Source organism: Dryocola boscaweniae (assembly GCF_025215095.1).
In the GTDB taxonomy this organism is placed as follows: Bacteria; Pseudomonadota; Gammaproteobacteria; order Enterobacterales; family Enterobacteriaceae; genus Dryocola; species Dryocola boscaweniae.
Genome location: NZ_JALHAP010000061.1, coordinates 1 through 15625 on the forward strand (window position 1 = coordinate 1; position 15625 = coordinate 15625).

Here is a 15625-nt window from a genome sequence, read left to right on the forward strand (position 1 = left end):
GTTCCATCTTTTCCGGCAAGGTAGTGATTGACTACAGCTAATCTGGTTTCGAGGGAATATTTTGGCTTTGCCATAAAAAACTGCACCTTACTCAGTTGGGTATCCAACTTTTGGGGTGCAGTCCAAAACCGGGCTTTTTTGTTAGTCGCGCTGAAGGTAGTGATTTTTACTGAGCTCAGGAGAGCTTTGCTTTACACTGAGTGTCCTTTCCTTACGAGGTCGCAACGATGTCCACAGCAAGACTGACACAGCAAGACATGACGGAAAGCGAGCAACGCGAACTGAAAACGCTGCTCGACCGCGCACGTATCGCAGAGGGCCGCCCTCTGACCAACTCAGAAATTAACCACGTCAAAAAAGAATATATCGACAAACTGATGGCTGAGCGTGAGCTTGCTGCCAAAAAAGCTCGCGCCCTTAAGAAACAAAAAGCGTTTAAACCTGATACATCCGCTACGTTTTCGTGGTCGGCTAATACCCACACGCGCGGAAAACGCTAGCTTAGCGCCCTTTTTTCTTGCGCCCTGGCTGGGCAAAGCGTTTGCGTGAAGCAAGCTCTGCCGGGGTTTTTGCCGAGCTCTTCGGTCCATTACTGGCAGGTTTTTTTACCGCTGCAGGCCTGGCCTTTGGCTTTTTCGCCGGTTTCGCTTCAGAAGAAGAATCCTCAATCAGCTTAAATAGCTCAACCAGCTCATCGTCTGTTAAATCTCGCCATTCACCCAACGGCAGCCCTTTCAGGCTGACATTCATAATGCGGGTACGCTCAAGCTTTGTGACTTCATAACCAAAATGTTCGCACATACGGCGGATCTGGCGGTTAAGCCCCTGCACCAGCGTAATGCGAAACACGAACGGGGCTTCTTTCTTCACTTTGCATTTTTTAGTCACCGTGCCCAGCATTGGTACGCCCGCGCCCATGCCACGGATAAACTCGTCGGTGACAGGCTTGTTGACCGTCACGATGTATTCTTTTTCGTGATCGTTCCCGGCGCGCAGGATTTTGTTTACCAGATCGCCATGGTTAGTCAGGAAAATAAGACCCTGAGAATCTTTATCCAGACGACCAATCGGGAACACGCGTTTGCTGTGATTTACGAAATCGACAATGTTGTCTTTCTCGCCGTCTTCGGTAGTGCTCACGATACCTACCGGTTTGTTCAGCGCGATAAGCACCAGATCGTCTTCGCTGCGAGGTTCGATTAACTGACCGTTGACCTTCACCACATCGCCGGCAAATACCCGATCGCCGATCGCGGCTCGCTTGCCGTTAATAAAAACGTTTCCCTGTTCAATATAACGATCGGCGTCGCGACGGGAGCAAATACCGCTCTCGCTAATGTATTTGTTCAGACGTACAGATGAGTTGGTCAGCATGGTTCCTCCGTAAAAAAACGGACTATACCTTACCCTTCGGGCGTTGCGAACAGGGGTTTCGCACATTGTTCGTTAATCCCGAGATATCTCGCAGTTTGGCAAATAGCCTTGCGGCCTGCTTTCCGGATTTAAAACGCCTGCCTTGTTTGGGTGCCAGAAAAACATATAGCCTCCCTCATCGTTTAACTACCCAGAACGTATTTTATAAACTACTATGAATGGATTCAAACAAACGGACGTTTATCGTCGCTGGGAAGCCAGACTTAAAGATCAGCGAACAAGATCGGTGGTCGCCACTCGGCTGCTACGTCTCGCAAACGGCCTGGCAGGAGATGTCCGTCCTGTTGGGGAAGGTATTAGTGAATTGAGAATTCATTATGGACCGGGATACCGCATCTACGTTAAACAACAAGGGAAGAGCATTCTTTTGCTGTTATGCGGGGGCGATAAGCGTTCACAATCGCAAGACATTTTTCTGGCGAAAATGCTGGCAAAAGCATGGATAGATGAGGAGTAACAGGGTGAAGGTTAAAATAACTGATTACGATCCCGCTGCAGCGTTGGTAGATGAGGAAGAAATTGCTTTCTTTATGGCTGACGCTCTCGAAACAGGCGATGCGGCCTACATTGCGAAAGCGCTGGGCGTTGTTGCGCGCGCAAAAGGAATGACCGGCATTGCCACAGAGACGGGTTTGTCACGCGAACAGCTTTACCGTTCCTTTAGCGAAGAGGGAAATCCAACGCTTAAGAGTACGCTGGCGGTTATGAAGGCTCTGGGAATCGAATTAACGACTAAAAAGCCGCGATGATTCCAGGAAGAAACGAGCAGCAGGGGCGACAAATATTAATTTTGTCGCCCGCTGATGGAAAAGTTACTGCGGGGACGCGGCGAGAACGGCTAATTTCACCTTGATATCGTTATCCAGGTTGTTGACCCAATGGTTATAGGCACGGTGAATTTCGCCGCCCGATGCCATCAGGTTTACGCTGCTCACGTAATGAATGGAGTATTCCCTTTCGCTGTAGTTAATGCGCACCGTTGCGCTGTGGTCGCGGACATTCTGTGTCGCGTTAATTACGCCAGGGCCTGCCACGGTCATTATCCAGTTACGTCCCTGACCCGCGGTTAAGATAGCCTGCTTCACCTGGTCTGCCGTAACGTGCTGGGTAACCACAGTGGTTGGCGTCAGAACCGGTTTTGTGCGATCCATTGCGGAACATCCTGCCAAAGCAGCGATACAAACAGCCGCAGCTATCATCTGTTTAAACTTCATCATTAAATTCCTTTTGTTTTATTAATTTAACGGGCCAGATTATAACCAGTCGGGCTGGCCCTGGAAAATTAATATTCATCCCTTTCATCGTCGTCATCCTGCTGCTCCAGCACGCTGTAAGCCACTGCGCAGAATAAGGAGTTCAGTCGCTTCATGTCTCCCAGCAAGCCAAGGTGCAGGGAGCTGGTTTCAATACTTTGCACGTTTTGCTGATGCAGACGATCGACGTGAGCGTGAGAGAAGCGGCGATTCATAATACGGAAGCGATGTTTGTTACGGCGCAGACGACGCGCGCTGCTCACATCCGCCGAGAAGAACACCGACAGGCTAAGCTTCAGATTGCTTGTGAGCTGCTGCAGAAGGTTATCCAGCTCCGTCAGGCCATCCGGCGAGAACGCGCGCCGCGCGGCGAGAGATTTATCCGCCACTTCGCTGCCCATTCTCTCAAGAATATCCGCCGCCTGTTCAAGGTTAAGCGACATTTCGATAATTTCTGCCCAGCGACGGGATTCAATTTCTGCCAGATCTTCTTTCTGCATTTGCGCCATATAGAGTTTGATGGCGGTATAAAGCACATCCACGTCATCGGCGAGCTTGCGCAATTCCTTCTCCTGGCGCGGCTCACCGTGCATGACTTTGCTCCAGGTTTCCAGCATCTGTTCGAGCAAATCCCCCATGCGCAGCGTTTCCCTGGCGGCGTTCGACAAACCTAACGCAGGCGTATCAATGGCCGTTGGGTCGAGATGCTTCGGCTTCATGCGGGCGTCAAGCTCTGGCGCTTCGCTAATTACCCGGCGGCAGAAGCGCGCCATCGGTCCGGCAAACGGCACCATCGCCAGGCAGCGGATGAGGTTGTAGAAGACGTGGAAATAGATAACCAGCTCGGATTCCGGCAGCGGTAGCTTATGCATAAGATTGGCGAGGATATGCACAAACGGCAGCACGATCAGGCTGCCCACCAGCTTAAACAGCAGGCTGCCCAGGGCAACTCGTCGCGCGGCTGCGTTAGCGGCGCTATTGTTAATCATCGCCAGCAGGCCGGAGCCGAGGTTTGCGCCAATTACCAGGCACAGCGCAACGTCAAAGGAGATAACGCCGGTCGAGGTAAGCGTGGCGGTAAGCAACACGGCGGCAAGGCTGGAATAGCTAATCACGGCGAACATGGCGCCAATTAGCGCATCGAGCATGATATCGCCGGTCAGCGAGGCGAAGATAACCTGAACGCCTGAAGCCTGGGTTATCGGCGTGACGGCGGCCACAATCAGCTCCAGCGCCTGTAAAATCAACCCTAAACCAATGCCGACGCGGCCAAGTTGCCCGGCGCGTGATTGCTTACGGCTGAGGAAGAAGATCACCCCGATAAAAATCAACAACGGCGAAAGCCAAGAGAGGTCAAACGTCAGAACTCGCGCCATCAGCGCGGTACCAACGTCGGCTCCCAGAACAATCACCAGCGCAGGCGTGAGCGCCACCAGATCCTGCGCCACAAAAGAGGTGACCAGCATAGTCGTCGCGTTACTGCTCTGAACAAGCGCAGTTACGCCAATGCCCGCGCAGAAGGCGAGCGGTTTCTTTTCAACGCTGCGGCTGAGCACACTACGGAGATTGGCGCCGTAAACGCGCATGATGCCGGTACGCACAATGTGCGTGCCCCAGACCAGTAGCGCCACCGCAGAAAGCAGATGCAGTAGAGTAAGCACACTTTCTCCTGAGTATTGTGTTAGTTAGTCATTCCCTCTCTGGTGAGTATATCTCGTTTGCAGGTAAATGAACTTTACGTGACGTAAGCGACTATCGAAGGGAGGTAACGCAAAATAGCGTCGGGTGGCGCCAGGCTTACCCGACCTACTTTTTAGGTAGGGCGGATAAGCGACAGCGCCATCCACCTTGATTTAATGAAAAATTTAATCGGCGTCGTAGCCCAGATTCGGCGCTAACCAGCGTTCAACGTCGGTGACGGACATTCCTTTACGCCGGGCATAATCCTCCACCTGATCGCGCTGGATTTGCGCCACGGCGTAATATTTGCTGTCCGGATGGCTGAAGTACCAGCCGGAAACCGACGCGCCCGGCCACATGGCGTAGGATTCGGTAAGCTTCATGCCGATAACATTTTCGACATCCAACAGCTCCCAGATAGTGGCCTTTTCGGTATGTTCCGGACAGGCCGGATAGCCCGGCGCCGGACGAATCCCCTGGTAGTTTTCGCGGATCAGCTCTTCGTTGCTCAGGTTTTCCGTTGGCGCGTAGCCCCAGTAAACTTTACGCACGCGTTCGTGCAGGTATTCCGCGAAAGCTTCCGCCAGGCGATCGGCTATCGCTTTCACCATGATTTTATTGTAATCATCATGCTGCGCTTCAAAAGCCTCAGCCAGCGCGTCTTCCTCCATGCCGCCGGTCACCGCAAACGCCCCAATGTAGTCTTCTTTGCCGCTGTGTTTTGGCGCGACAAAATCCGCCAGGCAGTAGTTCGCAAAACCGACTTTTTCGGTTTGCTGACGCAGGTGATGAGCCACGGTCAATACCTGCGTGCGAGATTCATCGCGATAAATTTCGATATCGTCATCCACGCGGTTTGCCGGGAACAGGCCAACCACACCGCGTGGATTAAGGGATTTTTCAGCGTGCAGTTTATCGAGCATGTCGTTGGCATCTTTAAACAGGCGCTGCGCTTCTTCACCCACAACTTCATCTTCGAGAATGCGCGGATATTTCCCGGCCAGCGACCAGGTCATAAAGAACGGGGTCCAGTCGATGTAATTACGCAGCGTTTCGATACTGGCGGTCACTTCCTGTACGCCCAGACGATGCGCGACCGGAGGCGTATAGCTTGCCCAGTCGAACGCCAGATCGTTTTCACGTGCGGCCTGCAGGGTGACTGGCGGGGTGCGCGGTTTTTTGCGGGCGTGCTGAGTGCGAACGGTTACGTACTCTTTACGGGTGCGAGCCACAAAATCATCGTGCTGCGTTGGGGAAAGCAATGCGGAAACCACGCCTACGGTGCGCGAGGCGTTCTGCACATAAACCGTTGGACCACTGTAGTTCTGCTCGATTTTCACCGCCGTGTGCGCTTTGGATGTTGTCGCGCCGCCAATCAACAGCGGCAGCGTGAAGCCCTGGCGCTCCATCTCTTTGGCGACGTTAACCATTTCATCCAGCGACGGCGTGATAAGCCCGGACAGGCCGATAATATCGGCCCCCACTTCGCGTGCGGTTTTCAAAATCTTCTCGCCCGGCACCATAACGCCAAGGTCGATAATTTCGTAGTTGTTACATTGCAGCACCACGCCAACGATATTTTTGCCGATGTCATGGACATCGCCTTTCACCGTTGCGAGCACGATCTTGCCGTTGGTGGAGCCTTTCTCTTTGCTGGCTTCGATATACGGCTCCAGGTACGCAACCGCCTGCTTCATTACGCGGGCAGATTTCACCACCTGCGGCAGGAACATTTTGCCTTCCCCGAATAGGTCGCCGACCACGTTCATGCCGTCCATCAACGGCCCTTCAATCACCTCAATCGGGCGTTCGGCCTGCAGGCGGGCTTCTTCGGTATCGAGCTCAATAAATTCGGTAATGCCTTTCACCAGCGAGTATTCGAGGCGTTTTTTCACTTCCCACGTGCGCCACTCGGCCTGCTGAGCGTTTGCCGCGTCGTCGCTTTTGCTGCCGCGATATTTTTCAGCCAGCTCAAGCAGACGTTCCGTCCCATCCTCGCGGCGGTTCAGAATGACGTCTTCCACCGCGTCGCGCAGTTCACTTGAAAGATCGTCGTATATCGCCAACTGACCGGCGTTGACGATGCCCATATCCATACCGTTGCGAATTGCATAGTAGAGGAATACGGCATGAATGGCTTCGCGCACCGGGTCGTTCCCACGGAATGAGAACGAAACGTTAGATACGCCGCCGGAAATCAGCGCATGCGGCAGTTCACGTTTAATGTCTTCACACGCGCCGATAAAGTCCTGCGCATAGTTGTTATGTTCTTCAATGCCGGTAGCAACCGCAAAGATATTCGGGTCGAAGATGATATCTTCCGGCGGGAAGCCAACTTCTTCAGTGAGGATTTTATAGGCGCGGCGGCAGATTTCGATTTTACGCTCGCGCGTATCGGCCTGCCCCACTTCGTCAAAGGCCATTACCACCATCGCCGCACCGTAACGGCGCACCAGTTTCGCGTGGTGAATAAATTGTTCAACGCCCTCTTTCATAGAGATAGAGTTAACAATGCCTTTGCCCTGAATGCACTTCAGCCCTTTTTCGATGACCTCCCACTTCGAGGAGTCAATCATGATCGGCACGCGGGCGATATCCGGCTCACCGGCAATCAGGTTCAGGAAGCGCACCATCGCCGCTTCGGCGTCCAGCATCCCTTCATCCATATTGATGTCGATGATCTGCGCGCCGCTTTCAACCTGTTGCAGTGCAACTTCCAGCGCTTCGTTGTATTTTTCTTCTTTAATCAGCCGCTTAAATTTGGCAGAGCCGGTGACGTTAGTCCGTTCGCCTACGTTCACAAACAGGCTTTCCGCGCCAATGTTCAGCGGCTCAAGCCCGGCAAGACGGCAGGCAACGGGCAGTTCCGGCAGCCTGCGGGGCGCAACGCCCTCCACCGCCTTGCTCATCGCAGCAATATGTTCCGGCGTGGTGCCGCAACAGCCGCCGACAATATTCAGGAAACCCGCATGCGCCCATTCGCCAATCTGCCGGGCCATGGTGTCGGCATCCAGATCGTACTCGCCAAAGGCGTTCGGCAGCCCGGCGTTCGGGTGCGCGGTGACGTAGCATTCTGCAATACGCGACAGCTCGGCGACGTACTGGCGCAGCTCGTCTGGCCCCAGAGCGCAGTTCAGGCCGAAGGTCAGCGCATCCGCGTGACGTAGAGAGTTGTAGAACGCTTCCGTCGTTTGCCCGGAAAGGGTACGGCCAGAAGCATCGGTAATGGTGCCGGAAATCATGATCGGCAAATCGACGCCAAGCGCTTCAAATTCGGCTTTAACGGCAAAAATAGCCGCCTTGGCGTTCAGGGTATCGAACACCGTTTCGATCATAATCAGGTCAACGCCGCCTTCCACCAGCGCGCGAGTGGATTCGCGGTAGGCTTCGACGAGCCCATCAAAAGTGACGTTACGAAAAGCAGGATCGTTTACGTCTGGCGAAATAGAAGCCGTGCGGTTAGTTGGGCCCAGCACGCCGGCAACGTAACGCGGTTTTTCCGGCGTGCGCGCAGTCCATTCGTCGGCGCAGGCACGCGCCAGTTTCGCAGCTTCAAAGTTGATTTCCGCCGACAGGGATTCCATCTGGTAATCCGCCATCGCGATGGTGGTGGAGTTGAAGGTGTTGGTTTCGACGATGTCGGCACCCGCTTCAAAGTAGGCATAATGAATCGCGGCAATAATTTCCGGTTTGCTCAGCACCAGCAGGTCATTGTTGCCTTTCAGGTCGCATGGCCAGTCCGCAAAGCGGTCGCCCCGGAAATCGTTCTCTTCAAGACGGTAGCTCTGGATCATGGTTCCCATACCACCATCCAGTACCAGAATGCGTTCTTGCAACTGCTGATGCAGTTTTTCTACTTTGTTGCTCAACTCAGGCTCCCGGATACTTAACACATCAACAGTTCGAAATATAACGTGGGTGGCGAAAAGGCCAGCAGACCATACTGGCATAAGTTACGAAAGGGTAAAAGACATCGAACATGAGACATGTTCACCTGACTGCTCCGATGAGTCTGATGCAGGTTGCATTATCGTCAAATAAAACGAAAATGATTTCCACGATATGAAAAAAGGAGTCAGGTATGGTCGCAGTCGTTCCCGCCAAACGTGGCAAGAAACCTCGCGGCTCCGCAGCGGCAGCTCCCCAGCCTACCGGGCAGGTCCAGTCGCTGACGCGTGGTTTGAAACTGCTTGAATGGATTGCCGAATCTCACGGCAGCGTGGCGCTCACCGAGCTTGCTCAGCAGGCTGGCTTACCTAATTCCACCACTCATCGCCTGCTGACCACCATGCAACAGCTCGGTTTTGTGCGTCAGATTGGCGATCTCGGCCACTGGACGATTGGCGCGCACGCGTTCGTCGTAGGCAGCAGTTTTCTGCAAAGCCGCAACCTGTTGGCTATCGTCCATCCGATGCTGCGCAAGCTCATGGAAGATTCCGGCGAGACGGTGAATCTGGCGGTGCTGGACCATAGCGATCATCAGGCGATTATTATCGATCAGGTACAGTGCGCCCAACTGATGCGCATGTCCGCGCCGATTGGCGGCAAGTTACCGATGCATGCTTCCGGCGCAGGCAAGATCTTTCTGGCAAATCTGAGCGATGACCAGGTGGCGACGCTGCTGCACCGTAAAGGGCTGCACAGCTATACACCCGCAACGCTCACCTCTCCGCTGCATCTGAAAGAGGATTTAGCCCAGACCCGCAAGCGCGGATACTCCTTCGATGATGAAGAACATGCGCTGGGGCTACGCTGCGTGGCAGCCTGTATTTATGACGAACATCATGAGGCGTTTGCCGCTATCTCCATTTCAGGGCCAATTTCACGCATCACCGACGATCGCGTAACGGAGCTTGGCGCGCTGGTGATTAAAGCCGCGAAAGAGATTACTCAGGCCTACGGCGGCGGGCGTTAACTCGCCTCTCATCCCCTAAATAATTTGAGCTGCAGGTAGGCGGTAAGGGAGTGCAGCCAACACCCCTGCGGCTTAAAGTATGACGGGGATATATCTTTGGCTGAAACGCTGGCGTCTCCGATAGGCATAAACGTCCTCCACGTGTCCATTACGAATGCGCTCCTGTAATGCGCGCCAGTAATCAGCCCGGAACAGGTCGCCGTGCATTTCATCGAACAACGGGCGGATGCGCGGGTCGGCACAAAGATAATGGCGAAACTCTTCCGGGAATACATCGCCCGGCGAGACGCTGTACCAGGGCTCCGCAGACATTTCATCTTCCGGGAAACGCGGCGGCGGAATGTCGCGAAAATTCACTTCGGTCATATAGCAGATTTCATCGTAATCATAGAAAACCACCCGCCCGTGACGCGTCACGCCAAAGTTTTTAAACAGCATATCGCCCGGAAAGATATTCGCCGCCGCAAGCTGGCGGATGGCGTTGCCATATTCTTCCACGGCATCGCGCAGTTGCTGTCCATCCACCCTTTCCAGCCATAAGTTGAGCGGCACCATTCTGCGCTCAATATAGAGATGGCTGATGGCAATGCGGTCGCCCAGATCGGTTAATTTTTCTGGCACTTCTTCGTATAACAGCGCCATCAACTGCGTGCTTATCTGGTTTTTGTTCAACACGAAGTTTTCAAATTCCTGCGTGTCCGCCATTCGCCCGACACGATCGTGCTCTTTGACCAGTTGATAGCAGGCGCGGACTCTTTCGGCGCTGACCTCTTTCTGCGGGGCGAATTTATCCTTAATGACTTTGAATACTCTGTCGAAGCCGGGTAGCGTAAATACCAGCATCACCATGCCCCGTATGCCGGGCGCTTCAATAAACTGTTCATCCGTCGTGGTTATCCAGGAAAGATATTCACGGTAACTTTCTGTTTTGCCGTGCTTCTGGCAGCCAATCGCCATGTACAGTTCGGCGGTGGTTTTGCCTGGCAGTATTTCACGCAGCCATTCCACAAGCGCGGCCGGGAGCGGCGCGTAAACCATAAAATATGAACGGGCGAAGCCAAAGACGATGCTTGCCTCGGCGGTGCTGGTCAGGCAGGTATCGACAATAAGGTGCCCGTCATCGGTACGATGAATCGGTAATAGAAACGGCACCTTTCCGGTGGGCAGAATAAGTTTGCCCACCAGCCATGCCGCTTTATTGCGATAGAAAAGTTCGTTAGCCACTTCCAGATGCGCGGTACATAACGCCTCGCAACCAAAGGCTTCGTTCAGATGAGCGAGAATGTAGCCCGCATCGCGCGATAAGTCTTGCCACGGCAAGCGCAGCGGCAGATCGGCAAGCACCGCAGCCAGCAACGGCTGCCAGCCCTGAGCGGGGGAAAAAGATTTTGATAAAGGCCGCGGGATGGTGCGAAATCGCCCTTCCGCCTGCGAACTGAAGATAAAAAGCCGCTCGGGAGTCAGCGAGCGGTGGTCAAATAACCGACAGTAGACGGAATTAAAAAAACTCTCTGCAATTTCAAAGCGAGGGTAATCCGGCAATAAATTGGTGTACTGCTCTTTCACTCGCAGCAAAAATTCAGCGTCGGTATTCGCTCCGCCAGTAATGCAGCGCAACTGCTCAACGACCAGTCCAACGTGATGATCGTAGAGATGGATACGGCTTTTCATCGCCTGCTGCACGGCATGCCAGTCTGCCTGTTCGAAGCGCTGCTGGGCGCCTGCGGTTATCTCAAGAAAGCGACCATATTGCGCGTCAAAACCTTGCAGGATGGTATGTGCGACTAACAGTTCATGCCTGGGCGTCATGGGTCTCTCCGTCGTCATTTCCCCTCACCCTCTCCCTTTGGGGAGAGGGAAGCGATGGAGCTAGAACTGGTCTTCTTCGGTCGATCCTGTCAGCGCAGTCACTGAAGAAGCGCCGCCCTGAATGATTGTCGTCACGCGGTCAAAGTAGCCGGTGCCCACTTCCTGTTGATGAGAAACAAAGGTGTAGCCTTCAGGCGCCGCGGCAAACTCAGGCTGCTGCACTTTTTCCACGTAATGTTTCATGCCTTCGCCCTGCGCGTAGGAATGGGCCAGGTCGAACATGTTGAACCACATGCTGTGGATGCCCGCGAGCGTGATGAACTGATATTTGTAGCCCATCGCGGACAGCTCTTCCTGGAATGAAGCAATGGTTTTATCGTCGAGATTTTTCTTCCAGTTAAAGGACGGGGAGCAGTTATAGGCCAGCAGTTTGCCAGGGAAGCGAGCGTGAATCGCCTCAGCAAAGCGCCGCGCCTGATCGAGGTCCGGCTTTGACGTTTCGCACCACACCAAATCCGCATATGGCGCGTAGGCAAGCCCGCGGCTGATAGCTTGCTCTACGCCCGCGCGAGTACGATAAAACCCTTCCTGGGTGCGCTCGCCGGTAATAAATTCACGGTCATATTCGTCGCAGTCGGAAGTGATTAAATCCGCAGCATCGGCGTCGGTGCGTGCGATCAGCAGAGTCGGCACGCCCATCACATCAGCCGCCAGACGCGCGGCTACCAGTTTCTGAATCGCTTCCTGAGTAGGAACCAGCACTTTGCCGCCCATATGACCGCATTTCTTCACCGACGCGAGTTGATCTTCGAAGTGAACGGCCGCCGCCCCTGCCTGGATCATGGATTTCATCAGTTCAAAGGCGTTCAGTACGCCGCCAAATCCGGCTTCTGCATCGGCAACGATCGGCAGAAAGTAGTCGACATAACGCGGATCGCCCGGTTCGATATTCGACGCCCACTGGATCTGATCCGCACGGCGAAAAGTATTGTTGATCCGATCGACCACAGCAGGAACGGAGTTCGCAGGATAGAGAGATTGATCCGGGTACATGCTGGAGGCCAGGTTTGCGTCCGCCGCAACCTGCCAGCCAGAAAGGTAGATAGCCTCAATGCCCGCTTTAGCCTGTTGCAGCGCTTGCCCGCCGGTCAACGCACCGAGGCTATTGATGTAACCTTTTTTAGATTCGCCGTGCAACAAACGCCACATTTTTGCCGCGCCGTTTTGCGCAAGCGTGCATTCCGGATTCACCGAGCCGCGCAGCTTCACCGCTTCTTCAGCGCTGTACGGACGCTTGATGCCTTCCCAGCGCGGTTGAGCCCATTCTTGTTGTAATTGTTCAATCTGTTGGGTACGAGAGGTACTTTTCATGGCAGATGCTCCTTTTTATACAGGTTGGGTTCAGGCAAGCAGGCGGTAGCCCGGCAGCGTCAGGAAGTCGATTAACGTCTCGGAAGTGGTGATCTGCTCCATCAGGCGTGCGGCTTCGTCGAAGCGCCCCTGGCTAAAACGCCTGTCGCCGAGCTCTTCCTGGATGACGAGCATTTCTTCGGCGAGCATCTGGCGGAACAGCGCTTTGGTAACCGTCTGGCCGTTGCTCAGCGATTTTTCATGATGGATCCACTGCCAGATTGAGGTGCGGGAGATTTCTGCCGTCGCGGCATCTTCCATCAGCCCGTAAATGGGTACGCAGCCATTACCTGAAATCCACGCCTCGATATATTGCACGGCAACACGAATATTGGCTCGCATGCCGTCTTCGGTACGCTCGCCCGGGCAAGGTTCCAGCAACTGCGCTGCGGTAATCGGAGCATCCTCTTCACGCAGGACTGAAAGCTGATTGTGATTATCGCCAAGCGCTTTGTCGAAAACGTCCATTACCGCGTCGGCAAGTCCCGGATGGGCAATCCAGGTGCCGTCGTGGCCGTTATTCGCCTCCATTTGTTTATCCGCTTTAACCTTGTTCAACACCCATTCGTTACGCTCGCTGTCCTTGCTCGGGATAAACGCTGCCATACCGCCCATGGCAAATGCGCCGCGGCGGTGACAGGTTTTGATCAACAAGCGCGAATAAGCGTTCAGGAATGGTTTGTCCATTGTGACGGACTGACGATCGGGCAGGACGCGATCGGGATAGTTCTTCAGCGTTTTGATGTAGCTAAAGATGTAATCCCAGCGGCCACAGTTCAGGCCAACGATGTGATCGCGCAGCGCGTGCAGAATTTCATCCATCTGGAACACGGCTGGCAAAGTTTCAATCAGCAGCGTGGCTTTGATGGTGCCGCGCGGCAGGGAGAAATGGTCCTCGGTAAAGCTGAACACTTCACTCCACCAGGCGGCTTCCTGCCAGGACTGTGTTTTTGGCAGGTAGAAGTAAGGGCCGCTGCCTTTTGCCAGCAAGGTATCTACGTTGTGGAAGAAGTAGAGCGCGAAATCAAACAGGCTGCCGGGGACAGGCTCATCACGCCAGGTCACATGCTTTTCTGGCAGATGCAGGCCGCGGACGCGACAGACTAATACTGCCGGGTCCGGTTTTAACTGGTAGATTTTCCCGGCTTCGTTAGTCCAGCTAATAGTGCCGTTGATGGCGTCACGCAGGTTAATTTGGCCATCAATGACTTTGCTCCAGCTCGGCGCCAGGGAATCTTCGAAATCAGCCATAAAAACTTTTACGTTGGCGTTCAGCGCGTTGATCACCATTTTGCGTTCAACGGGCCCGGTAATCTCTAAGCGACGATCGAGCAAATCATCAGGAATGCCGCGAATCGTCCAGCCGCCTTCACGAATGGAACTGGTTTCCGAAATAAAATCAGGTAACTCTCCGGCATCAATTGCCGCCTGCTGAGCTGCGCGCGCGGTCAACAGCTTGTTGCGCTGTGGCGTAAAACGGACGACGAGTTCGCTAAGAAACTCTACCGCGTCTGGCGTAAGGATCTGCTGCTCTTGCTCTCCAAAAGGCTGGCTGAAGGCCAGCTCGGCGCTAACTATTTGTTGTGTCATTGGATTATTCCCCTCGTCTTATCCCGTCGATACCGCAAAAAGTGGATCCATACGGCTGTGCAGATTTCGTGCAACAGAATTAAGACTACTTGATGATTTTTTAAAATCAAAAACAATTTCCATTTTTGAATTAAAAATCACTTATCAGATTGATAAATATAAGATTAAAAATATCTCAGAAGGGGAATGGGTTTTTAGACAGTAAAAAAGGCACCATAAGGTGCCTTGATCGTAGGTAGGGTGGGATGCTGAAACGCTTAGTCGAGCGTAGGGTTCATATGACGTAGATCGAACGGAGTGATCTGGTAAACGTAATAGTTCAGCCAGTTGGTGAAGAGTAAATTACCGTGGCTGCGCCACGTGGCTCGTGGTTTCTTTTGTGGATCGTTATCCGGGAAATAGTTATATGGCACATCAGGGTTCAAACCTGCTTCAACATCGCGGAAATATTCGCCGGAAAGCGTATGCGCGTCATATTCCGGATGACCGGTGACGAAAGCGATACGCTTATCTTTGCTGCCAAAGAGGTATGCATCCCCTTCTTCTGACTCAGCCAGAATCTCCAGATCGGTGTAATCACGAATCAGAGAAGCAGGGAAATCAGCATAACGCGAGTGCGGTGCAAGAAAAGTATCGTCAAAGCCGCGGGTTAAAAGAGCATGCGGGTAGGTCAGATGATGTTCATAAACGCCGGAAAGTTTCTCCTGCCGCGTCTGTTTAGGAATGCCATAAAGGATATTCAACGCCGCCTGGACGGCCCAACAGACAAACAGCGTAGAAGTGACGTGATCTTTTGCCCAGTGCAGCACCTGTTCAATCTGCGGCCAGTAAGCGACATCGTTAAACTCAACCAAGCCCAGGGGGGCGCCGGTGACGATCAGGCCGTCAAAGTTTTCATGCTGAATATCTTCAAAATTACAGTAGAAATTGTTGAGATGCTCGGTGGGAGTATTACGCGACTCGCGCGAGTCGATACGCAGTAGCTGGACGTCAATTTGCAAAGGAGAGTTAGAAAGCAGACGTAAAAATTGATTTTCCGTCTCGATCTTTTTCGGCATCAGATTAAGTATGAGTACTTTTAGCGGACGGATTTCCTGATTGCTCGCGCGTGATGATGTCATGACAAAGACATTTTCTTCACGCAGGAAATTGACGGCTGGTAACTCATCCTGTACCCGAATCGGCATAACCTTATATCCTCACAGCATACGTTTAAACGTTTAGACATCCAGATAGCCGAAGATAACGCGACGACTGGCAAATGTCGAGTATTCATCAGTTAGTTGAAAATGTTTCACTTAAGAGAAGGGTCTTAGCACAGTGGAATACGCTGGAAAATAGCGGGAATTGCAGAAGATTATAATAGTGGTTTTATGTAAATCGCAGACGGCAAAAAGCCCTGCACGGCGTGCAGGGCTTCTCACTTATTTGGAGCCTGGCAGTTCCCTACTCTCGCATGGGGAGACCCCACACTACCATCGGCGCTACGGCGTTTCACTTCTGAGTTCGGCATGGGATCAGGTGGGACCACCGC

General features: G+C 53.3%; 12 protein-coding genes and 1 rRNA gene. 4 read left to right on the plus strand and 9 right to left on the minus strand.

Annotated elements, in window-relative coordinates:
- Positions 1–227: 227 nt before the first annotated feature.
- Positions 228–500, plus strand: coding sequence for a DUF3811 domain-containing protein (locus tag MUA00_RS00470; protein WP_271121265.1), 273 nt, complete (start codon positions 228–230; stop codon positions 498–500).
- A 1-nt stretch (position 501) separates the two neighbouring features.
- Here the strand turns inward: MUA00_RS00470 and rluF are convergent, their stop codons facing one another.
- A complete protein-coding gene (gene rluF / locus MUA00_RS00475; RefSeq protein WP_271121266.1) occupies positions 502–1374 on the minus strand; it encodes a 23S rRNA pseudouridine(2604) synthase RluF in 873 nt (290 codons plus the stop codon).
- Positions 1375–1588: 214 nt separating this feature from the next.
- Between rluF and MUA00_RS00480 the strand changes: the two genes are divergently transcribed.
- Both MUA00_RS00480 and MUA00_RS00485 read left to right on the plus strand, forming a co-directional pair.
- A complete protein-coding gene (locus MUA00_RS00480; protein ID WP_271121267.1) occupies positions 1589–1891 on the plus strand; it encodes a type II toxin-antitoxin system RelE/ParE family toxin in 303 nt (100 codons plus the stop codon).
- A 4-nt stretch (positions 1892–1895) separates the two neighbouring features.
- Positions 1896–2183 (plus strand): addiction module antidote protein, encoded by a 288-nt coding sequence (locus tag MUA00_RS00485; RefSeq protein WP_271121268.1) that lies wholly within the window; start codon positions 1896–1898, stop codon positions 2181–2183.
- A 63-nt stretch (positions 2184–2246) separates the two neighbouring features.
- Here the strand turns inward: MUA00_RS00485 and MUA00_RS00490 are convergent, their stop codons facing one another.
- From MUA00_RS00490 to metH, 3 genes are all read right to left on the minus strand, one after another.
- Entirely contained in the window at positions 2247–2651 is a 405-nt protein-coding gene (locus MUA00_RS00490; RefSeq protein ID WP_271121269.1) for a hypothetical protein, read from the minus strand.
- Positions 2652–2716: 65 nt separating this feature from the next.
- Positions 2717–4348 carry a Na/Pi cotransporter family protein gene (locus MUA00_RS00495; protein WP_271121270.1) on the minus strand — a complete coding sequence of 544 codons (1632 nt, stop codon included), beginning with the start codon at positions 4346–4348 and terminating at the stop codon, positions 2717–2719.
- 204 nt (positions 4349–4552) lie between these two features.
- Positions 4553–8236, minus strand: coding sequence for a methionine synthase (gene metH / locus MUA00_RS00500; protein ID WP_271121271.1), 3684 nt, complete (start codon positions 8234–8236; stop codon positions 4553–4555).
- Between the two features lie 212 nt (positions 8237–8448).
- On the opposite strand from metH, the gene iclR reads away from it, so the two are divergent.
- Entirely contained in the window at positions 8449–9282 is an 834-nt protein-coding gene (gene iclR, locus MUA00_RS00505) for a glyoxylate bypass operon transcriptional repressor IclR (RefSeq protein WP_271121272.1), read from the plus strand.
- A gap of 72 nt (positions 9283–9354) precedes the next feature.
- Here the strand turns inward: iclR and aceK are convergent, their stop codons facing one another.
- The 5 genes from aceK to rrf form a co-directional block, all read right to left on the minus strand.
- Positions 9355–11091: a bifunctional isocitrate dehydrogenase kinase/phosphatase gene (gene aceK, locus MUA00_RS00510; RefSeq protein WP_271121273.1), complete on the minus strand. Its 1737-nt coding sequence runs from the start codon at positions 11089–11091 to the stop codon at positions 9355–9357.
- Positions 11092–11151: 60 nt separating this feature from the next.
- Positions 11152–12462, minus strand: a complete 1311-nt coding sequence (aceA, locus tag MUA00_RS00515) for an isocitrate lyase (protein WP_271121274.1) — start codon at positions 12460–12462, stop codon at positions 11152–11154.
- A 30-nt stretch (positions 12463–12492) separates the two neighbouring features.
- On the minus strand, positions 12493–14091 hold the full coding sequence (gene aceB, locus MUA00_RS00520) for a malate synthase A (RefSeq protein WP_271121275.1): 1599 nt from the start codon (positions 14089–14091) through the stop codon (positions 12493–12495).
- A 257-nt stretch (positions 14092–14348) separates the two neighbouring features.
- A complete protein-coding gene (gene metA, locus MUA00_RS00525; RefSeq protein ID WP_271121276.1) occupies positions 14349–15278 on the minus strand; it encodes a homoserine O-acetyltransferase MetA in 930 nt (309 codons plus the stop codon).
- Positions 15279–15524: 246 nt separating this feature from the next.
- Positions 15525–15625: ribosomal RNA gene (gene rrf / locus MUA00_RS00530) — 5S ribosomal RNA — on the minus strand; the annotation flags it as partial.